At 38.5% G+C, this 20,850-nt stretch carries 23 protein-coding genes; 10 read left to right on the top strand and 13 right to left on the bottom strand.

What is annotated here, in order from left to right; genetic code table 11:
- Positions 1 to 155: 155 nt before the first annotated feature.
- The 3 genes from pdaA to R4Z09_RS04745 all read right to left on the bottom strand — a co-directional run bounded on the left by pdaA (position 156) and on the right by R4Z09_RS04745 (position 2,976).
- A complete protein-coding gene (gene pdaA, locus R4Z09_RS04755; protein WP_338453199.1) occupies positions 156 to 950 on the bottom strand; it encodes a delta-lactam-biosynthetic de-N-acetylase in 795 nt (264 codons plus the stop codon).
- 178 nt (positions 951 to 1,128) lie between these two features.
- Entirely contained in the window at positions 1,129 to 2,676 is a 1,548-nt protein-coding gene (locus R4Z09_RS04750) for a fumarate hydratase (protein WP_338451216.1), read from the bottom strand.
- Between the two features lie 117 nt (positions 2,677 to 2,793).
- Entirely contained in the window at positions 2,794 to 2,976 is a 183-nt protein-coding gene (locus R4Z09_RS04745) for an SE1561 family protein (RefSeq protein WP_338451215.1), read from the bottom strand.
- Between the two features lie 258 nt (positions 2,977 to 3,234).
- Between R4Z09_RS04745 and yfkAB the strand changes: the two genes are divergently transcribed.
- Entirely contained in the window at positions 3,235 to 4,350 is a 1,116-nt protein-coding gene (yfkAB, locus tag R4Z09_RS04740; protein WP_338451214.1) for a radical SAM/CxCxxxxC motif protein YfkAB, read from the top strand.
- A 67-nt stretch (positions 4,351 to 4,417) separates the two neighbouring features.
- Here the strand turns inward: yfkAB and R4Z09_RS04735 are convergent, their stop codons facing one another.
- Together R4Z09_RS04735 and cax are read right to left on the bottom strand one after the other, a co-directional pair.
- Positions 4,418 to 5,197, bottom strand: a complete 780-nt coding sequence (locus R4Z09_RS04735; protein ID WP_338453198.1) for a YfkD family protein — start codon at positions 5,195 to 5,197, stop codon at positions 4,418 to 4,420.
- 414 nt (positions 5,198 to 5,611) lie between these two features.
- Complete coding sequence (gene cax, locus R4Z09_RS04730) at positions 5,612 to 6,673, bottom strand: calcium/proton exchanger (protein WP_338451213.1); 1,062 nt, start codon at positions 6,671 to 6,673, stop codon at positions 5,612 to 5,614.
- Positions 6,674 to 7,011: 338 nt separating this feature from the next.
- On the opposite strand from cax, the gene R4Z09_RS04725 reads away from it, so the two are divergent.
- On the top strand, positions 7,012 to 8,934 hold the full coding sequence (locus R4Z09_RS04725; RefSeq protein WP_338451212.1) for a heavy metal translocating P-type ATPase: 1,923 nt from the start codon (positions 7,012 to 7,014) through the stop codon (positions 8,932 to 8,934).
- 245 nt (positions 8,935 to 9,179) lie between these two features.
- Here R4Z09_RS04725 and R4Z09_RS04720 read toward each other — a convergent pair whose 3' ends face one another.
- The 3 genes from R4Z09_RS04720 to R4Z09_RS04710 form a co-directional block, all read right to left on the bottom strand.
- Entirely contained in the window at positions 9,180 to 9,989 is an 810-nt protein-coding gene (locus R4Z09_RS04720; protein WP_338451211.1) for a YihY/virulence factor BrkB family protein, read from the bottom strand.
- Positions 9,990 to 10,132: 143 nt separating this feature from the next.
- The gene (locus R4Z09_RS04715; RefSeq protein ID WP_338451210.1) at positions 10,133 to 10,462 is read right to left on the bottom strand and encodes a YtxH domain-containing protein; all 330 of its coding nucleotides are present in this window, start codon (positions 10,460 to 10,462) and stop codon (positions 10,133 to 10,135) included.
- The gene (locus R4Z09_RS04710) at positions 10,459 to 10,941 is read right to left on the bottom strand and encodes a low molecular weight protein-tyrosine-phosphatase (RefSeq protein ID WP_338451209.1); all 483 of its coding nucleotides are present in this window, start codon (positions 10,939 to 10,941) and stop codon (positions 10,459 to 10,461) included. Before R4Z09_RS04710 ends, R4Z09_RS04715 begins: the two co-directional genes overlap by 4 nt.
- Before the next feature lie 152 nt (positions 10,942 to 11,093).
- Here R4Z09_RS04710 and R4Z09_RS04705 point away from each other — a divergent pair, with 152 nt between their 5' ends.
- Positions 11,094 to 11,318, top strand: a complete 225-nt coding sequence (locus R4Z09_RS04705; RefSeq protein ID WP_150438272.1) for a DUF1128 domain-containing protein — start codon at positions 11,094 to 11,096, stop codon at positions 11,316 to 11,318.
- A 50-nt stretch (positions 11,319 to 11,368) separates the two neighbouring features.
- Here R4Z09_RS04705 and map read toward each other — a convergent pair whose 3' ends face one another.
- The gene (gene map, locus R4Z09_RS04700; RefSeq protein ID WP_338451208.1) at positions 11,369 to 12,124 is read right to left on the bottom strand and encodes a type I methionyl aminopeptidase; all 756 of its coding nucleotides are present in this window, start codon (positions 12,122 to 12,124) and stop codon (positions 11,369 to 11,371) included.
- Positions 12,125 to 12,341: 217 nt separating this feature from the next.
- On the opposite strand from map, the gene R4Z09_RS04695 reads away from it, so the two are divergent.
- Positions 12,342 to 12,542 (top strand): hypothetical protein, encoded by a 201-nt coding sequence (locus tag R4Z09_RS04695; RefSeq protein ID WP_338451207.1) that lies wholly within the window; start codon positions 12,342 to 12,344, stop codon positions 12,540 to 12,542.
- Positions 12,532 to 12,855, top strand: a complete 324-nt coding sequence (locus R4Z09_RS04690; protein ID WP_338451206.1) for a helix-turn-helix domain-containing protein — start codon at positions 12,532 to 12,534, stop codon at positions 12,853 to 12,855. Before R4Z09_RS04695 ends, R4Z09_RS04690 begins: the two co-directional genes overlap by 11 nt.
- A gap of 136 nt (positions 12,856 to 12,991) precedes the next feature.
- On the opposite strand, the gene R4Z09_RS04685 is transcribed toward R4Z09_RS04690, so the two are convergent.
- The gene (locus R4Z09_RS04685; RefSeq protein ID WP_338451205.1) at positions 12,992 to 13,117 is read right to left on the bottom strand and encodes an anti-repressor SinI family protein; all 126 of its coding nucleotides are present in this window, start codon (positions 13,115 to 13,117) and stop codon (positions 12,992 to 12,994) included.
- A 503-nt stretch (positions 13,118 to 13,620) separates the two neighbouring features.
- Between R4Z09_RS04685 and R4Z09_RS04680 the strand changes: the two genes are divergently transcribed.
- Complete coding sequence (locus tag R4Z09_RS04680; RefSeq protein WP_338451204.1) at positions 13,621 to 13,950, top strand: helix-turn-helix domain-containing protein; 330 nt, start codon at positions 13,621 to 13,623, stop codon at positions 13,948 to 13,950.
- Positions 13,951 to 13,998: 48 nt separating this feature from the next.
- Here the strand turns inward: R4Z09_RS04680 and motB are convergent, their stop codons facing one another.
- A complete protein-coding gene (gene motB, locus R4Z09_RS04675; protein ID WP_338451203.1) occupies positions 13,999 to 14,805 on the bottom strand; it encodes a flagellar motor protein MotB in 807 nt (268 codons plus the stop codon).
- The gene (gene motA, locus R4Z09_RS04670) at positions 14,792 to 15,589 is read right to left on the bottom strand and encodes a flagellar motor stator protein MotA (protein ID WP_338451202.1); all 798 of its coding nucleotides are present in this window, start codon (positions 15,587 to 15,589) and stop codon (positions 14,792 to 14,794) included. Before motA ends, motB begins: the two co-directional genes overlap by 14 nt.
- 412 nt (positions 15,590 to 16,001) lie before the next feature.
- Here motA and R4Z09_RS04665 point away from each other — a divergent pair, with 412 nt between their 5' ends.
- Positions 16,002 to 16,166: a hypothetical protein gene (locus tag R4Z09_RS04665; RefSeq protein WP_338451201.1), complete on the top strand. Its 165-nt coding sequence runs from the start codon at positions 16,002 to 16,004 to the stop codon at positions 16,164 to 16,166.
- 78 nt (positions 16,167 to 16,244) lie between these two features.
- On the opposite strand, the gene R4Z09_RS04660 is transcribed toward R4Z09_RS04665, so the two are convergent.
- Positions 16,245 to 18,434 (bottom strand): DNA topoisomerase III, encoded by a 2,190-nt coding sequence (locus R4Z09_RS04660; protein ID WP_338451200.1) that lies wholly within the window; start codon positions 18,432 to 18,434, stop codon positions 16,245 to 16,247.
- A 194-nt stretch (positions 18,435 to 18,628) separates the two neighbouring features.
- Here R4Z09_RS04660 and R4Z09_RS04655 point away from each other — a divergent pair, with 194 nt between their 5' ends.
- The 3 genes from R4Z09_RS04655 (at position 18,629) to mscL (ending at position 20,813) form a co-directional block, all read left to right on the top strand.
- On the top strand, positions 18,629 to 19,861 hold the full coding sequence (locus R4Z09_RS04655; protein ID WP_338451199.1) for an aminopeptidase: 1,233 nt from the start codon (positions 18,629 to 18,631) through the stop codon (positions 19,859 to 19,861).
- A 121-nt stretch (positions 19,862 to 19,982) separates the two neighbouring features.
- A complete protein-coding gene (locus R4Z09_RS04650; RefSeq protein ID WP_338451198.1) occupies positions 19,983 to 20,255 on the top strand; it encodes an acylphosphatase in 273 nt (90 codons plus the stop codon).
- A gap of 147 nt (positions 20,256 to 20,402) precedes the next feature.
- Positions 20,403 to 20,813: a large conductance mechanosensitive channel protein MscL gene (mscL, locus tag R4Z09_RS04645; protein ID WP_338451197.1), complete on the top strand. Its 411-nt coding sequence runs from the start codon at positions 20,403 to 20,405 to the stop codon at positions 20,811 to 20,813.
- Positions 20,814 to 20,850 lie beyond the last annotated feature (37 nt).

Genomic DNA, 20,850 nt, shown 5'->3' with positions numbered 1-20,850 from the left:
TAGCAATCAGTGCAATACTTGAACTAAGGTTCATGTTTTATTCAATTATTCATTCCACCCCTTGGACATAATTGAATAATCCATGCCCCATTCTTCTCGTTCTTTAACACATTAAAGCGCTGGGGGACTGTCCCCCAGCGCTTTAATGTGTTAAATTAGTTCTTCTTTTGTTTTTGAGGTTTCTTTGTTTTCTTTTTCTTTTTCTTTTCCTCGGTGTTTTTCTTTGTTAGTTCATCTAGGCTTTTAAATGTATAGCCTTGCTTTTTTAAATCTTTTATGACACTTTCTAGTGCATCTGCGTTATCCTTTGAAACGGTATGCAGAAGAAGAATGGCGCCTGGATGGATCTGTTTCATAATATTAGCATAGGAATATTGAGCACCTTTTTGTTGGTCTATTTTCCAGTCTATAAAAGCCAATGACCAAAAAATATGCTTATAGCCTTGGTCATTCGCTAAAGCCATTGTCCTTTCACTGAAAATCCCACGCGGCGGTCGGATATAATCCATCGTTTTTACGCCAGTGAGCTCCTCTGTTTTCTCTTTTACTTCTTCAAGCTCTTCCTTTAATCGTTCATCGCTTACCTGCGTTAAATCAGGATGATGCCATGAATGGTTTCCAACAATGTGCCCTTCCTTTACCATTCTTTTGACCAGTTTTGGCTCTGTTTCTAAATAATGCCCAGTAACAAAAAAAGCAGCAGGTACTTTTTCTTTTTTGAGAACATCTAGTATTTTAGCTGTATAGCCGTTTTCATACCCATTATCAAAGGTTAAATAAATATCCTTTTTATTTGGATCGCCTTTATAATAGGCTCCGTGCTTTTCAAGCAATTGATCCCATTCTTGCCCCGCTTCTGCCGGTATACCATCTGAAGCCTTTTTAAAGCCCCAGTGGATTGGCCGATTTGGATAGCTTTCTGCCGATACACTCGAAACAGAAACAAACATTACTACACATACAATGATTAGCAGTTTCATTAACTTCTTCATGTACACTTCTCCTTATCGGATTATTCTTGTTGTTTTTATTGTTTCTGAGTGTGGCAGAATCATGCGGTTTTTTGTGTTTCCAAAAATAGCAAAAAAGGATGAACAAATGCGTTCATCCTTTTAAAAGAAAATAATCTTATTTGAATACAGGCTCTTTAAATTGAGCTAATTTTTCAAGTGAAGACTGGTCAACATCCTTGTGAAGACTGTTTCCATGGGAATCCATTGTTACGACAGCAGTAAAGCCTTCCACTTGCAGATGCCACATAGCTTCAGGAATACCGAATTGTGTTAAATCAACGCCGTCTACAGATTTAATACAGTCTGCATAGTATTGTGCGGCACCACCGATAGCGTTCAAATAAACTCCGCCATGCTCTTGCAGCGCAGCCAATGTTTTTGGACCCATTCCGCCTTTACCGATAACAGCACGAATACCAAAGCGTTTCATGATATCACCTTGGTATGGCTCCTCACGAATACTTGTAGTCGGACCAGCTGCTTTTACATGCCAATTTCCATCCTCATCCTTTAACATAACCGGACCGCAATGATAAATAATTTGTCCATTTAAATCAACCGGGGAATCATTATCAGATAAATATTTGTGAATCGCATCGCGGCCTGTGTACATTCTTCCATTGATGCGAACTACGTCACCTACTTTTAATTGACGGATTTGTTCTTCCGTAATAGGTGCTTGTAATTCAACAACATTGACGGAAGTTTCTGAAGCTGCTGCTGTTTCTTTTTCGGCTTCAGAAGCAAAATCGATTTTTTCACCTTCCTGGTACATCCATTCATTAATTTCGCCTGTTTCAGGGTTTACGGCAACACCTAAGCGGCGGAATGCCCAGCAGTTATAAGCAACAGAAACAAAGAAGCTTGCTGGAATACGGTTCATCACACCAATTTTACAGCCTAAAAGAGTCGTTTCGCCGCCAAATCCCATTGTTCCGATTCCAAGGTTGTTGGCATTTTTCATGATATATTCTTCTAGTTGGCGCAGCTCTTCAATTGGATTCACATCATCATTTGAGCGGAAAAGCTGTTCTTTTGCTAAATCATAGCCGCTGGAACGGTCTCCACCGATGCCGACTCCGATAAATCCGGCGCTGCAGCCCTGTCCTTGTGCCTGATAGATAGAATGAAGAATACATTTACGGATACCATCAAGGTCACGTCCTGCACGGCCTAAACCTTCCAACTCAGAAGGAAGGCTGTATTGAATATTTTTATTTTCACAGCCGCCGCCTTTTAAAATCAAGCGAATATCAATATAATCCTTTTCCCATTGATCAAACTTGATCACCGGTGTACCGCCGCCCAAGTTGTCGCCGCTGTTTTGCCCAGTGAGAGAATCAACTGAATTTGGACGCAGCTTCCCGTTTTTTGTTGCTTCTGCAATCGCATTGTAGATAGCTTTTTTCATTTCAATTTGGTTAGCTCCAACCGGAGTTTTAATTTTAAATGTCGGCAGACCTGTATCTTGACAAATCGGAGATATATTATCGTCAGCCATTACAATATTATTTGTAATGGTTCCAAGAGCCATCGCTGATCTTGTTCCCGCATTTTCCTTATCCTTTGCTGCCTTAATTGCACGGCGGACATCTTTTGGAAGCTGGGTTGATGTTTCAACAATCAGCTTGTACATACTCTCCTGAAATTTTTCAATATTCATGAATTATTTCTCCTCCCCATAAAAAACAACCCTATTTTTCGATAATTTTGACACCTTCAATTATACTCGTATAAACAGGATTTAAAAAGAAAAAAGAGTCAATTAGTTGACTCTTTATCAATCACGATTTTTAAATTCGCGGCATTTAGATTCCAGGTCATCAATCATTGCAATTAAACGATCAATATCCTCGATATCAGTCTCCTCTGGATCAATAGCATCCAAAACATCCATAAACATGTTTAGACGTTGTTTTAAATAGGAAACCTGCATATTTTTATCTTGTATCGGACTACCCAAAAAACTCGCTCCTTTCACTATCGTATCCATCCTATCGAATATTCCTGCTTTAAGCAATACTAGGGAGAAATTATGTCATTTAAAAACTGCTATTATTATATCCTTTCGAAAATCGATTACACATAATGATAATTAATTCATGAAATCTCTTTTCTTTCATATGAATCTGTATTGACACCGTTTTAATAAAAATGAATAATGACTATGTTGAAAAATATACCAGATATAAAATATGGAAACTTAGGGAAGGAGAAAATAATGCTCTCTGAAAAACAAAAACTAACATCCGATTACGATCCTTGGGAAGCCTATATGGATATAACAGAGCATGGAAAACTGACTCTCTCAAATATCGAATTCACTACTACAAATTTATGTAATATGCGCTGCGAGCATTGTGCTGTTGGATATACACTAAAAGCGAAGGATGATGCAGGTCTTCCACTCGAACTGCTGCTGAGACGACTTGATGAAATTCCTCATCTCCGTTCGCTTAGCATTACAGGGGGAGAGCCGATTCTATCAAGCAAATCAGTAGAACAGTATGTTGTACCACTGTTAAAATACGCCTCTGACCGCAGTGTACGAACACAAATCAATTCTAATCTAACCCTTGATATAGAGCGTTATGCTCCCATTATTCCTTATTTAGATGTGCTTCATATTTCACATAATTGGGGTACGGAGGAAGATTTCATCGAGGGCGGATTTGCCAGAATGGAGCGCAAACCGACGATAGAACAACGGAAACAGTTGTTTCACCGAATGATTCAAAACAGCAGGATTCTAGCGGAGAACGGTGTAATGGTTTCGGCTGAAACGATGTTAAATAAGAGAACGCTGCCGCACTTAGAACATATTCACCAACAGGTTGTCCATGAAATGAAATGTCAAAGACATGAAATTCATCCAATGTATCCATCAGATTTTGCATCCGCCTTGGAAACTCTTAGTTTGGCTGAAATTCGCTCTAGTATCCATCATCTTTTAGATATTCGAGACCGTGACACATGGATGCTGTTTGGAACCCTTCCTTTTTATGCATGCATGAGTAATGAAGAAGATTTAGAGCTGCTAAGAAGATTGGCTTCAGAAAAAAAGGTTACAGTCCGAAACGACCCTGACGGCCGTTCCCGTTTAAATATTAATATCTTTACTGGGGATGTCATTGTGACGGATTTTGGCGATACTCCGCCTCTTGGGAATATTCAGAACGATAGACTTGTTGATGTGTTTGACGAATGGTTACAAACAAAATTAGCCTCTTCTCTAAACTGTCATTGCCCGGAGGTCCGCTGTCTCGGCCCAAATGTATTAGTAAAAAACAGCTATTATAAGAATCTTACCTTTCAAAACAGAAAATCTTTAATTTAAAAAAATGGTATCAGGCACCACATATAGACAAATAACAGTCTTTTGTCTTTTTGTGGTGCCTGACACCTTATCGTGGATGTTCGCTCGCGATAAATCCGAATGAGACATGGTCTTGAATTGGAATCCAAGCACTGATCCCCTGTGAGGTTACATTTTTAATCACAATCATCTTTTTACCACCTTTTAGCATTAAATACACTTCACCATACGTTATTTTCCCTTTCTCGTTTACAGCAGGTGCAAATGCATGTAAATATCCGAGCATTTTCGGTGGCACATTGTATATTTGATCTTTTTTTGTCCCGCCGCCAATAACGGTTTCAAAGGATAAGGGCAAACCAGACTTTTGCATCGCCTTGATCATCATCATATTTTTTACTTCTTCTGTATTTGCTACCTTTGCCGTTAATCCGCCTCGGATCATTTTCTGTGCTTCCTGTACATAATGAATCTGGTAAGGAGTTTTTCCTCCGCGATTATCATAATAATTTGTATTAATTTTTTGATATTCCCAATTTGGAGCCGTTTCTACTGATTCATAATTTAGCGGCCATTGCCCAAGGTATACAATCGCGCGATAGCCAATGGCAAAGGGCGTACTGTTCACCGTTGTTTCGTTCAACATACGTATAAGATCGGGATTTTCAATTTTTACTTTAGATGAATCAATAAGTTCTTTCGTCAAGTCACTAGGTTCTAATCTCGGCATATCAACAGTAGGGTTTGGATATGTATTATCTTTTGCGATATTCATAACCGAACTCGGCACCGAAATCGTCTGTTTTGGAGGCTGCTCTGCTTTTTCCTGCTGCTTTTCTGCTTTAGCAAAAGGCAGGAAAGAAAGCATGACAACAAATCCGATAATCGCATAAATCAGTTTTTTCTTCACGATAAAGAACTCCTTTCAATATAACAGGCTGAATTCCATCAAGTATATTGTTTTCGGAGTTTATAGAGATTATCCATGTGAAGAAGAATATTTTACTTGAAAACTTTTTATCCCACTCTTAACGGGCAGTAAGACTCCCACCTCAAGATTCATGAGGATACAAAAGAGGATAGGTGGGAGATCAACTGCCCGTAAAGGTCCGACAAGATCTTTTCTTAGAGCTTCAGCTCTTAGAAAAGTCAGTCAGGCTCTGTGTGATAAGTGCGATAAGGTCTTTTCTTAGGGCTTCAGCCCTTAGAAAAGCCAATCAGGCTCTGCGTGACTAACCATCAGTGGGGGATGAAGAAAAACCCTCACTGATGGAAGTCTTCTTTATAAGAGATAAAAACCTATTCCCATAATAAAATAGGCTGCCAGCAAAGTAGCTCCCTCAAACCAGTTTGATTCACCGTCATTTGAAATAACAACCATTAATAATACGGCTGATGCCATTGATATGAGTTCAGGTAATGTAAAGATGAGCGGCATATTGACGGGAAACAAAAGCGAGATTAACACCAGAACAGGAGCAACAAACATCGATACCTGTAATGTTGAACCAATTGCTATTTCCACAGCAATATCCATTTTATTTTTCAAAGCCATTAGAATTGCAGAAGCGTGTTCAGCTGCATTTCCGACAATTGCCACAATAATTACCCCGATAAATAACTCTGTCCAGCCGAACGATTCTGCTACAGCCTCAAATGTATGGACCAGATTCTCAGAAACGTAGGCAACAGCTACCGTTGCAAGGGCAAGAATAGCAATGGCTTTCCCTTTCCCCCATTCAGGCTCCTCTTCATGATGATTCTCTCCTCTGTCTTCCTTAGGCTGATAAACACCCCGGTGTGTGACAAGTTTGAAGAAAAGCGCAGCCAGATATAGAACGATTAGAATAAGGGATATTCCCACACTTAATGCAATCGTTTCCCCTTCATTCATCGTCATTGAAAATACTTCAGGAATCACAAAAGCAACAATGACAGCAAACATTAACAGTCCTGAATTATGTCTTGCATCATAAACATTGAACCTCTGCCGTTTAAACTTGACGCCTCCGACAAAAAATGACAGGCCGGCAACGAGCAAAAGGTTTCCTAGAACAGAACCTGTTAACGAAGCAAGGACCACGCCGACGAGACCTGCCTTTAATGAAAATATCGAAATAATTAACTCTACTGCATTTCCGAACGTTGCGTTTAATAGACCGCCGATACGCGGTCCGGCAACTACTGCCAAGCTTTCGGTTGCCCGTCCCATAAAACTTGCCAGCGCAACAATGGTTAAACAGTAAATGACAAATAATAAAATGCTGGGCCAGTGCATCAGCGAGCCGATAACCGACAATGGTACACCAATGAAGGTTAAAAGCATAAAAGCTTTATCTACCATCTTACATTTCATTCCTTTCCTTTGAGAGTGAACTTCTATCCTGTATCATATCCAAGTACATTTCACAAAACCAATCATGATTGAAAAAATATGTAACTAAAACCCACACAGGACCATATAATAGATAAAAATTTCCATTTTTTATTATAAGGCATCTTTCTTTTCTAAAACAGCCTTTGTATGGTAAAGTTGAAATAATATAAAAAAAGTTCTTCTTTTTGCTGTCACCGGCCTGGTGGCAGCTTTCGTGTTTTTTAAGGGTATTGATTCTGATTCTTTTTCTCAATTAAGAATTTTTTAGTATGAAAATAGTAGAAAAGAAAAAAGGGGGAATTAAAATGGAGACAAAGGTCCAAGTCTTAGAAAGCAGTGAGACAATTTCACACGAGAGTCTTTTGGAAAAGGCTAAAGTCAATTGGGAGTTAATTGCTGCTATAGTATGTGGAATATTTATTTTAATCGGCTGGATTCTTAACAAAAACGGCCATGAAGCATTATCCGTGATTATATATATCGCCGCATTTATCATTGGGGGGTTTGCAAAGGCAAAAGAAGGGATTGAAGCGACCATTGAGAATAAAGAGCTCAATGTCGAAATGCTGATGATTTTTGCCGCAATTGGGTCTGCCATTATTGGCTATTGGACGGAAGGCTGCATCTTAATCTTTATCTTCGCCTTAAGCGGTGCTTTAGAAACTTACACAATGAATAAAAGCAATAAAGAAATTTCTTCATTAATGAAGCTGCAGCCTGAAGAAGCATTGCGGGTAACAAATGGGCTGGAAGAACGGGTCAGTGTAGCCGAATTAAAAATAGGCGATCAGATACTCATTAAGCCTGGGGAAAGAGTCCCTTCCGACGGCACAATATTGAAGGGATTTACAACGATAGATGAAGCCGCCATTACTGGAGAATCCATTCCGGTTGCAAAACAATATCAGGATCATATTTTTGCTGGCACAGTTAATTTAAATGGTTCGATTACAGTGGAAATTACCAAACAGGCAAATGAAACATTATTCCAAAAAATCATTGATTTAGTACAATCAGCACAAAGCGAAAAGTCCCCATCGCAGCAATTTATTGAACGCTTTGAAGGGAATTACGTAAAAATTGTTCTTGCAACCGTAGCTGTCATGATGTTTCTTCCACATTTTTTACTCGGGTGGAGCTGGAACGAAACTTTTTACCGGGCAATGGTATTGCTTGTCGTCGCTTCACCGTGCGCGCTTGTGTCTTCCATTATGCCTGCAACCTTATCAGCGATCTCAAATGGCGCCAAACATGGAATCCTTTTTAAAGGCGGAGTTCATTTAGAAAATTTAAATCATATCAAGGCCATTGCCTTTGACAAAACAGGGACATTGACAAAAGGCAAGCCGGAGGTAACCAATGTAATTGTCAATAATGGATTGGATGAGAATGAAGTATTACTTATTGCCGCTTCAATTGAAAGTCATTCCAATCATCCTCTCGCAAGTGCCATTGTCAATTATGCGAAGAAAAAATTATCAGCAAGACTTATAGACCCTGACGGAATTGAAGATGTTCCAGGTTGGGGAGTGAAGGCGGTCATCAACAAGGAAGAATGGAAAATTGGTAAAGCAGGATTTGTTGAACAGGCTGAAGCTGATCAAATAGCTGACCTTACGGTTAACAAACTTCAAGCAGAAGGAAAAACGGTTGTCTATGTTCAAAAAGGAAATCAGCTTGCAGCGTTAATTGCCTTAAAGGATATTGTTCGCGAAGAAACGAAAAAAGCAATCGATCAATTAAAAGCTCAAGGAATTTATACAATCATGTTAACTGGTGACAGTTCAAGTACAGCGCAGGCTATTTCTTCAGAATGCCATGTGGATGAATATATTGCTGAATGTCTGCCGGAAAATAAAGTGGAGTATGTTAAAAAGTTAAAAGAGAAATACGGCAATGTTGCCATGGTTGGTGATGGGATCAATGATGCCCCTGCCCTTGCTACAGCCAATGTAGGCATTGCGATGGGCGGCGGAACCGATGTGGCTCTTGAAACCGCCGACGTCGTTCTCATGAAAAATGATTTACCGCGAATTTCAGAAGCGATCCGCCTTTCGCAAAGGATGAACAAAATTGTCAAACAGAATGTTATTTTTTCAATCAGTGTGATTATCTTACTTATTTGCTCGAATTTTCTACAGGCAGTTGATCTGCCATTAGGTGTCATCGGCCACGAAGGAAGTACGATATTAGTTATATTAAACGGCTTACGATTACTTCGCTCTTAAGAACAGTCCTAAAAAAGGTCTGGAGGAATCCAGACCTTTTTTGCTTTTAGTGATATCCATTTGAGCCATTTGCAGACCCGGACGTTTTTTTACTTGAACCGCCTTTATTTTTTTGCTGCTTTGTGCCGCCATCTTTTTTCGTATGCTTTGTCATCTGAATTCCTCCTATAAATAGTAATGGGTTCCTAATCCCCTTTCTATTTTTAACCGCAGTGAAGGAATTAATGGAGGTAATTAGAGGAAGCTTAACAATCCTCCTTTATTCGATTGCTGAAAAAGGCATTTACCTCTCCTCCGATGATAATAATAACTCCCGAAATATAAAACCAGACCATTAATACAATGATAGCTCCAATACTGCCATAGGTAGCTGAGTAATTGCCAAAATTACTCACATAATACGAAAAGGCAAACGAAGTCAGAATCCAACCGATTGTAGCAAACGCGGCTCCAGGAATAGCACTTCGGCAGGCAAATTTCTTACTTGGCGCCAACCAATAAAGGCCGATAAATATGACAAAAATAATAATTGAACTAACTAGCCAGCGTAAAGCGTTCCAGACTGAAATAAACTGTGCTGATAGCTCTAATTGAGCGAAAAGAACCGTCCCAATATGTTTCCCGAACACAGGCAAAATCAGTGCCACGACGATAACTAAAATCATAGCAAATGTTAAGACAATCGACATGAATCTCGTCCTGAGAAAGGAGCGCCCTTCCTCCACCTCATAGGCCTTGTTTAATGCTTTAACAATTGCATTAATTCCATTGGAAGCGGACCATATTGTTCCAATCACTCCAAATGACAGCAGGGCGCCATTTTTTTGTGATACTTGTTCAAGATTTGATTCTATTAATTCCATTGTCCCACTGGGAGCAAAATCACGAAACAAAATAAGCAAGTCTTCTTCGGTAATGGGTAAGTAGGGAAATAAGGTCATTAAAAAAATAAGGAGCGGAAATAAGGAAAGCAGAAAAAAATACGATAATTGAGCAGCAATACCAAAAACATCATCTTCCATAAAGTTTTTCCATAAATGCTTTACTAATGTCATTATTTTTCTTAAGCCCACCTTCCCATTTTATCGTAATGAACCATATTCCTTTCTTAGACTGCTAATCTTTCATGAAAAATATTTATTTTGAATCAAAATCCTCCCGAAATTTTTTTAATAATTAAAAAGGGGAAGATATCTGCCTATCTTTCCCCTTCGCTGTCAACAAATGCTTCTTTCGTATCCATTACAACGTCTACGACCTGTGGAGTGATTTCTCTCAGCTCTTCAATTTTTTCCGCAATAAAAGAAACTTCTTCCCCGACCCCCTCAATTGTTGAACGTATTTTACCGGTTGATTCCTTTACATATTCAACTGCTTCCTGAGGATGTTTCACATAATGAGTCACTTTCCCTGCCGCTTTTTGACAGCTCTCCATTACAGAACTTCTCGTTGTGCGGTCAAATAAACTTATAACTCCGCCGGCTACAGCACCAATGATGACGCCTTTCCAAAACTTTGAGCTGCTCATTTAATTGCTCCTTTTTTCTGTAAGTCATTTTTTATCTCCCTTAAAAGATTCTCCGTACCTTCTTTGACAAGTTCATACACTTCATCGAAATTACCGGTGTAATAAGGATCCGGAACGTCCATCCCTTGTTTGCCTTCTGTGAAATCAAGGAGACGTTTGACTTTGACATGTGATGGCACGTTGCCAACCTTTTTTATATTCTTTATATTCTCTGAATCCATGCCAATAATATAGTCAAAGTTCAAATCAACACTTGTTATTTTTCTCGCTTTTAATCCTTCATCTGAAATTTGATACTTTTTAAGAATCTCTCTTGTGCCTTGATGCGGAGGGTTCCCAATATGCCAATCACCAGTTCCGGCAGAGTCAATTTCGATGATATCCTCCAGCCCTTCTTTTTTCACAAGATCACGGAACAATGCTTCTGCCATCGGCGATCTGCAGATATTCCCTAGGCAAACAAATAAAACGCGTATCATATTTTTTACCACCTTTTTAATATTATTGACTTTTTTTAATGAACATGGAAAGATGAAAAGAAAGATTATCCTTGTCGTTTGCTTTCATTGTCTTAGACAACTGTCTGCATAATATATTCTGTACGGCAAGATTAAATGAGAGGATGAAATCCATGAACTTAGCTGAAAAGTCAGTTGAAAATGTAGAGTATATGATTGAGAAAATAAAAGAAAAACTAAATGTATTAAATTTTGGTGCCATTAAACCATCTCATTTTGACGAGAATATGTATGAGGAGCTAAAGGAAATCTATGAATTAGTGATGAAGAAAAATTCCTTTAGTCCCAATGAAATGCAAGCGATTGTTGAAGAACTTGGCAGCTTAAGAAAACAATAACATATAGGACTCATCCGTGAGGCTTTATCCTCATGGATGAGTCGTTTTAATCAGGCTTCTTCTTGATCCGTTAAAATGATTGGGCCATTTTTTGTAATGGCAATCGTATGCTCATATTGAGCAGAATTCTTTCCGTCTTCCGTTCTTGATGTCCATCCGTTATTATCCATCTTCATTCTGTATGTCCCTACATTCACCATTGGTTCAATCGTAAATACCATCCCTTCTTTAATCCGAGGTCCCTTTCCCGGCAAACCATAATGCGGAACATCCGGTTTTTCATGAATGGCATTACCAATTCCATGTCCGATAAAATCACGAACGACAGAAAGTCCTTCACCTTCTACATAGGTTTGAATCGCATGACCTATATCACCGATACGATTACCAACTTGTGCCTGCTCTATTCCAATGTAAAGTGCTTTTTTCGTTACATCTAACAGTCTTTCATCCTCCTCGGATATTTGTCCGACAGCATATGACCAGGCAGAGTCCGCCAAAGCACCATTGTAGTTTACAACCATATCGATTGTCACAATATCCCCTGTTTTTAAAGGCTCCTTTCTAGGAAACCCATGACAAATTTCATCATTTATGCTGGCACATGTAGCATATTGATATCCTCTATATCCTTTTTGCTCAGGAACTGCTCCTTGTTTCTTTAAATATTTATCAACAAATTCTTCGATTTCCCACGTAGTCACTCCTGGCTTAATCATTTTAGCTAACTGCCTATGTACAGAAGCAAGGACTTCGCCGGCCTTTTTCATCTTTTCAATTTCTCTTTCTGATTTTAAAATAATCATCTGTAAAAGCCTCTCTTCCATTCGGTAAACTACTCATTATTCTACATTCATTGTATGAATTTTCAAGGTGTCTTGCAAAATCTAAACGATTCTTACAAAATAATTTAGCAGGATTAAAGCATGCTAAATTAAAAATAACTCAATACATTATTCTATCCAAATAAAAAAACTTCTAAATTTAGGCTACTAATTCTCATTAAAATGTGGCAAAATGTGAATGAATAGTGAAAAAATAAATAAAGAAATTGAACAGCTCGTTCTGTATATGGAACCTTTTGCCTATTTTTGTTATTATATTAATATATACTACGATAAGTGCAAGCGCTTGCTTCCCTTTTCTTCACGAGAAGCTACTCGTAAGGGTGAAAGCTGTGCGGCTGAACAATTAAAAAAAGTGAGTGAATTGAATGATTGGTGATCGCGTAAAAAAACTTCGACAAGAAAAGAAAATATCATTATCGGAACTCGCGCTCAAAGCAGGAGTAGCAAAGTCCTACTTAAGTTCTCTTGAAAGAAATCTTCAAACAAACCCTTCTATCCAATTTTTAGAAAAAATTTCAGCTGTACTTGGGGTGCCTGTAGACAACCTTATCCTCGAGCAACCTAATAAGGATGAATTAGATTCAGAATGGATGAAGCTTGTACAGGAAGCGATGGAATCAGGTGTATCCAAAGAACAGTTTCGTGAATTTCTGGAATTCAGTAAATGGCGAGAAAATCAAAAAAAATAAACTGAGTTTGTAAAGGGTAACGATATCGATGGACCTTAAAATAAATACAAAAGAGTATTTCTCTATGAGAAACACTCTTTTTGTGACCGTTATCCTATGAAATAACTGATATTTATATTACGGTGTGTCAATATATCTATGTATTTGATTGTGCAAAAAAATTTCTGATTTCTTCCATTTCAATGCCCAAATTTTTGGCTTCAGTTATTAGTTCAATCCACTCGATATCGTATTCTATGCTCTGTTCCTTCCCCTCGCTCACGTTGATATCCTCCCAAACACTTGTTAATAGCATAGTGATGTTCTTAATATGTTAGACCTATTGCAATCTTCACTTTTATAACCGATTTTTGGTAATTGACTGTATGACTTTTATATTTTAACCTATTACAGTAATAAAAACTGTCGCTTTTTGTCATTCACTTAAATTTTAGTGTTAATTTTGCAAAAAATCAATTATTTACCCTGACACCCTGCTGGTGTAATTTCATCATGTGTAACATACTATTTTGTTTTATTTTTCATACTACTTTTTTATCAGTGTTTTATGATGTACATTAGTTCTTTTTATTGAATAAACGGCTACATTATAGTCCCTATGGATGATTTTCAAAAATTCTAAAATTTCATGAAAACAAAGTTTTCTTTCTCATTAGCTCCATTTTCCTTCCATTTCCTCACCGATATGTATTTTTTATTGAACTTTTCGTTCTCTATAATGTATATGTAACACTCTTCCATTTATTGATTAGGAGAAAAATACATATGATGCAGAATAGAATTAAGCAGTTACGAAAGTTAAGAGGATATTCTATTAATGAACTGTCAATGAAAGCAGGAATTTCAAAATCTTACTTAAGCTATATTGAAAGAGGAATTCAAAAAAACCCCTCCCTCCATATTCTTTCCAAACTAGCAAACTCGTTAGGTACAACGGTGGAAGACTTGCTTGAGGAAAATCAAAACCCTGAAATGAATGTGAAACACTTAGATGAAGAATGGATTGAACTCTTTACAGAAGCGGTCAAACAAGGGATCACGAAGGAAGACTTCTCTCTTTACTTAGATTTCATCAAGTTTACGAGGCTTCAATAGGAAGTAGAAGGCCAAAAATAAAAAAGAGGGTAAATCCCTCTTTTTAGATTATTGAATGGTTTCATCGGTTCGCGGCAGAATTAATATTTCAACACGTCTATTTTGTGCTCTGCCTTCTGTTGTATCATTTGCAGCAATCGGTTGAAACTCACCATACCCTTTTGCACTAAATAACGCTGGATTCAAATTTTGATTTTCAAGCATGATTTTCATAAAATTAACTGCTCTCATGACGCTTAGCTCCCAGTTTGAATCGAAACGCGCATTTTTGATCGGAACATTATCTGTATGCCCGCTTACAATAATACTCCTTGGTACGTCCATCTCCAACAGCTTTGAAATTTCATAGGCTATATTTCTATTTTCTGTCCGAACGTCTGCCGCTCCAGAGTCAAATAGAACATTGTCCCGAATCCTGACAGATAGCCCTTCAACGGTTAATGAAGTATCTAATTGGTCCTTCAGCCCATTTTCTTCAACATAGGAATTAACGCGGTTTTGAATTTCTTCCAGCCGCTTATGCTCAGCCTTTTGATCTGCTGTTTGTTCTGGGAGCGTTTCTTCCTTCGTTTGTTCTTGTTCTCCCTCTTGTTTTTGTTCTTTATCCCGCTCGTCAGATGAACTGCTGCTCCCCCCTGGGACGGGGCCCGGATATTGAAAAAAACCAGTCCCGCCTGTCATTAATTCATTGTTAAATGCGCTCGATAGGGAGTAGAATTTTTGCATATCTACAGAGCTGCCTGCAAAAAGAACAATAAATAGGGCTACAAGCAAGGTCAACAAATCGGAATACGGCAGAAGCCATGATTCGTTCATATGCTCTTCGCTTTTTTTCTTCTTTTTACGCCTGCTCATTATTTGTCACGCTGCCTTCGAGAAATTTTCTTCTTTCACTTGCTGGAAGATAAGAGGCCAGTTTTTGTTCAATGATCCTTGGTGCCTCTCCTTCCAGAATCGATAAAATTCCCTCAATCATCATATATTTTTGCTGTGACTCAATTTTTGACTTTCGTCTTAGTTTATTGGAAAATGGGTGCCACAACACATAGCCGGTAAAAATCCCGAGCATGGTGGCGATAAAAGCTGCTGCAATGGCATGACCTAATGCTTCTGTATCATTCATATTTCCAAGTGCGGCGATCAAACCGATAACAGCCCCTAAAACCCCAAGTGTCGGGGCATATGTACCGGCCTGCGAAAATATTAATGCCCCGGATTCATGCCTTTCTTCCATTGCTTCTATTTCCTCTGTCAACACATCGCGGATATAATCTGCTGATTGTCCATCAACTGCCAACGACAAACCATTTCTTAAGAATGGATCCTCCACTTCGTTTATCTTTACTTCCAAGGCAAGCAAGCCTTCCTTTCTTGCCAGCTGGGCCAAATCGGAAAACGTTTTAATTAACTCAGTATAATTCGCTGTTTTTTTCTCGGTAAAGAGTATTCCAAATAACTTGGGCACTCTTTTTAGTTCTGACATTGGAAATGCCACAGTAACAGATGCAACTGTTCCAGCAATAATAATCAGGAAAGCCGCTGGATTGGCTAATGCAGATAAGGCTACCCCCTTTAATACCATTCCAACCCCGATCGCAATAACCCCTATTAAAATCCCAATTATTGTAGCTAAATCCATCAATATCACCTATCTTATTCAAATCTCGTTATTATTTATTTCGACAATCTTTCAACTTTATTTAGATACTTTTTAAGAAAGGGACAAAAAATGTAAGAAGCGACTTCGTTTGTAAAATTAAATCTTGCATAGACTTACTATAATTACAAAAAAAATAATGCTCCTGGGGTAAGAGCATCATCTTAGGGTTGTTACCTATTCAACTATTAATTAGGGGAGGGGCCCAAACATTTGTCATGTGAATGTTTGAACAAGTTTATTATATGATGCTTTAACTTAAAAATCTATGGATATTTTGTGAAATGTTTCACGTTTTAAAAAAGTGTTTTTTTCTAATTCGCTACTTTTTCAACGGAATAAATATTGTTTCACCAACAAAAACTATCCAAGAATCAGAAAGGAGTGTGCGAGAATGGGCCGTGGCAAGAGTTTTGAACACAAGAATAAAAACCATCCTGGTAATTTCCCTAAAAACACGTTGGTTGAGAGACACACAACAGAAGCTCAGGAGGATGAAGAGCTCATTGTTACTCAGGAAGCCTTTAAAAACCGGGTAGAATCTGAGGAAATGGAATAAGAAAAGCAAATGATATAATAAAAAAGGAACGGTCTTCTACCGCTGATACTGCAGTGAAGACCGTCCTTTTTTTATGCATCAATCAAATTTCAATCCCTTTAATGCCTCTGCAAGAGCATTATTCAAAGGTTCTTCATTTTTTTGCTGGTTTTTCAGGTACTTTTGTACCGTACGTTTATCCACTTTACCGGCTGATTCCTTTTTGCGGCGTTCTTGAAAGGCTGATAATTTTTCCCGATAACCACATTTACATACAAAGATTTGCCCTGCCCCTTCACCGCGAAGCTCTAATTTTTTATGACATTGCGGACAACGTGCGTTTGTAACCCGTGAGACGTTTTTACGGTGCCCGCATTCACGGTCCTGACAAACAAGAATTTTACCTTTTTTGCCGTTCACTTCAAGCATTGGTTTTCCACAATCCGGACAATTTTTCGTTGATATGTTGTCGTGCTTGTATTTTTTATTACTAGCTTTAATTTCGGCAACAATTTCTTTTGTGTAGTTTTTCATTTGCCCAATAAATACTTCTTTTTTCAGCTTTCCTTGAGCAATTTGTTCAAGCTTTTGTTCCCATTCAGCTGTTAATTCAGGAGATTTTAGCTCTTCAGGTACTAAATCCAATAATTGCCGCCCTTTAGAGGTAATATGGATATCCTTGCCCCGCTTTTCAATTAAAAATGTATTGAATAGCTTTTCAATAATATCAGCACGGGTAGCCACTGTACCGAGTCCACCAGTTGCTTTTAACGTCTCGGCTAATCGTTTATTTCCTGTTTCCATATACTTCACTGGGTTTTCCATTGCCGAAAGCAATGTCGCTTCATTAAAACGTGCCGGCGGCTTCGTTTGCCCAGTCGTTTGGGCGATTAATTGAATGGTTAATCGATCCCCCTTTTCGATACGGGGTAAAATCTGTTCTTTCAGATCGTCTCCTGTATCCTCATCCTCAAAGCGATTTTCGTAGACTTCTTTCCATCCAGCTGACAGAATCGTTTTTCCTCTCGCAACGAAGTTCTCATCACCAATTTTGGCACGAAGGGTTAATTGCTCGTACTCAAAGGCTGGAAATAATACGGCTAGGAATCGTTTTACCACCAGGTCATATATTTTACGCTCTTTATCACTGAAGGCCGAAAAGTTAACATAGCCCTCTGTCGGGATAATTGCATGGTGATCCGATACTTTACTGTCATCAACAAATGCTTTAGAGCTTTTTATTGGCTTTTTTAAGACCTTATTAGCTAACGAACGATATTCTCCCACTCCACATGCCTTCAAACGCTCCGGAAGCGTTCCTACAATGTCTGAAGAGATATAACGTGAATCTGTACGAGGATAGGTTAATACCTTATGCTGCTCGTACAGCTTTTGCATAATGTTTAACGTTTCCTTTGCAGAGTAGCCAAAAATCTTATTCGCATCCCGCTGCAGCTCTGTTAAATCATATAGACCGGGAGAAAAAGACTTCTTAGCCTTTTTTTCAATATCCGTTACAACGGCATTTTGTTTCCCCAGCTTTTTGACAATGGATTCGATTTTCTCTTTATCAAAGCTGCGGCTATTGCCCTTCGCATCCTGCCAAGTCAGCTTTAATTTGTCTGTCGTTTGGGCTTCGATGCCATAGTAATTCTGAGCTTTGAAGTTTTTAATTTCTTCCTCGCGTGCTGCGATAATGGCAAGGGTAGGTGTTTGGACGCGTCCGCAGTTTAACTGGGCATTAAAACGAGTCGTTAATGCACGGGTTGCATTTAGTCCGATATACCAATCTGCCTCAGAACGTGCGACAGCTGAAGCGTATAAATGGTCATAAGCTTTCCCCGGCTTTAAATGAGCAAAGCCGTCTTTAATCGCTTTATCTGTCACAGATGAGATCCATAACCGTTTTAGCGGTTTATTGACTTTTACTTTATCAATAATCCACCGTGCAACTAATTCGCCCTCTCTCCCTGCGTCTGTTGCTATAATAATTTCATTGACATCCTTTCTGATCAGCTGACTTTTTACAGCCTGAAACTGTTTTCCTGTCTGCTTAATGACCGTCAATTTTAAATGCTCAGGGAGCATGGGTAGGTCTTCTAATTTCCATGTTTTATATTTCACATCATAACTTTCTGGATCAGCAAGTGTGACTAGGTGTCCCAGCGCCCATGTAACGATATATTTATCTCCTTCAAGATATCCATTTGCTTTTTTATTACAATTCAGTACACGTGCAATATCACGTGCAACAGAAGGTTTTTCAGCAATTACAACACTTTTTGCCATGTTTAAAACATCCTTTCAATTTCCATAAAATAAAGTATAACATACGTTCCTAATGGATTCAGTAACATGAAAATAGTCGGGCACACACCACAGATTGCTTCTTTTTTGTTTCAGTTAGCCTTCTGATTTTATTTTCCGAAGTAGAAAGGCTACAATGAAGGTAATCCGTATTTTTAATAAAGGAGCTGGATCAGATGAGTGAATTCCAACAAAAATTAGAAAAGTATGCAGAGCTTGTAGTTAAAGTCGGTGTCAATATTCAAAAAGGACAGACACTTGTTGTCAATGCTACTTTAGATTCGAGAGAGTTTGTACGGTTAGTTGTTAAAAAAGCATATGAAACTGGGGCAAAGGAAGTCATTGTCAATTGGAGCGATGATGTCATTTCAAGATTAAAATATGACATGGCGCCTGATGAGGCATTCTTAGAGTATCCAGAGTGGCGTGCAAAAGAGCAGACAGCCCTTGCTGAAAGCGGAGCAGCCTTCATGTCCATTCTTTCTTCAAGTCCTGCCCTATTGAAAGGCGTAAATCCGCAAAGAATTGCAAATTACCAAAAAGCGGCCGGAACAGCGCTTCAGCAGTACCGCAAATATGTTCAATCTGATAAAATAAGCTGGACGGTTATCGCTGCACCATCTCAAGGCTGGGCTGATATGGTTTTTCCGAATGATCCAGCGGAAACAAGAGTGGAGAAGCTTTGGGATGCGATTTTCGCAACTGTACGGGTTGATGCTGAAGACCCTATTGCTGCTTGGAAGCATCATGATGAAACATTACATACAAAAGTAGACTATCTAAATGCTAAAAAATATAAAAAGCTTCACTATACAGCACCTGGAACAGACTTGACTATCGAGCTTCCTGAAAAACATATTTGGTGCGGTGCCGGAAGCATTAATGAAAAAGGCTTTGAATTTATGGCGAATATGCCGACAGAAGAAGTGTTCACTGTACCGGTCAAAACTGGTGTAAATGGAACAGTATCAAGTACAAAACCATTAAGCTACGGCGGAAACATTATTGATGAATTTACGCTAACCTTTGAGAATGGGAAAATTATTGATGTGAAAGCCAAACAAGGCGAGGATATTTTAAAGCAGCTTGTCGCTACTGATGAAGGGTCACATTACTTAGGAGAAGTGGCGCTCGTTCCTTATCACTCACCTATTTCAGAATCAAATATCCTCTTCTTCAATACCTTATTTGATGAAAATGCGTCTAACCACCTTGCAATCGGCAGTGCCTATGCTTTTTGTATTGAAGGCGGGAAAACCATGTCACAGGAAGAACTTGCGGAAAATGGGTTAAACCACAGTATCACACATGTCGATTTTATGATTGGTTCAGAACAAATGGACATTGATGGCATTACAGCTGACGGTAAAGGGGAACCTGTGTTTAGAAACGGCAACTGGGCTTTTTAATTTAGATAATGCATGATTTCTTATAGCACGATTGTAAAAAAACAGATTGTATATTGCATCACATGTCGATTTATGGGAGGATATAAAGTAAGAGCGTAAAAGTTTAACCGGAGGGGTAAGAATGATCCAGTTGCATATTATTGTATCTGGGAAAGTACAGGGCGTAGGCTATCGTTACTTTTCACAAATGAAAGCTGTCCAATATGGAGTAACAGGTTGGGCAAAAAACTTAGCAGACAATTCAGTTGAAATTGTAGCTGTGGGGAGTAAGGACCAGCTTGATCCTTTTGTTGAGGAACTTCGTATTGGCAACCCCTTTTCGAAAATCAGTGACATGAAAATTACAGAAAGTGAAGTAACCGAAAACTTCCATTCATTTACGATTAAATACTAACCGGAATATTTCAGATTCTATATACAACAGCAAAAAATAAAAGAAATGTTTTTTGAAGCCTGTGATATCTGTTGAAACTCTCATACATATCACAGGCTTTTTCGATTCATGCTAAAAATTGCTTATTAAAAAAGGGGAAACAATGAAATGTGGTCAGAATTTAAGAAATTTGCCTTAAAAGGAAATGTGTTAGATTTGGCCGTCGGGGTCATCATCGGCGGTGCCTTTGGAAAAATTGTCACCTCACTTGTCAACGACTTAATCATGCCGCTAGTTGGTATTTTGCTCGGCGGGATAGATCTTACCAAACAGGAATATACCTTCTTAGATGCTACGATTAAATATGGTACATTTTTACAAACGGTTGTTGATTTCTTCATTATTGCTATGTCCATATTCCTTTTCATCCGCTTATTGAGCCGCTTTAAGAAAAAGGAAGAGGCAGCAGAAGTTGCTACTGTCATTGACAAAACAGAAGAATTATTAGCGGAAATACGGGATTTATTAAAAGAAAACCAAGCTGCCATTTCTCGAACATCAGAAGGAAAAGAGAATTAAAAAAAAGACCAATACTGGAGGCTGTGACTCACTCCAG

Origin of the sequence: Niallia oryzisoli, from assembly GCF_036670025.1 — a bacterium.
In the GTDB taxonomy this organism is placed as follows: domain Bacteria; phylum Bacillota; class Bacilli; order Bacillales; family Cytobacillaceae; genus Bacillus_BD; species Bacillus_BD oryzisoli.
The sequence above is the reverse complement of the archived record's forward strand: the minus strand, read 5'-3'. Positions and strand labels throughout refer to the sequence as shown.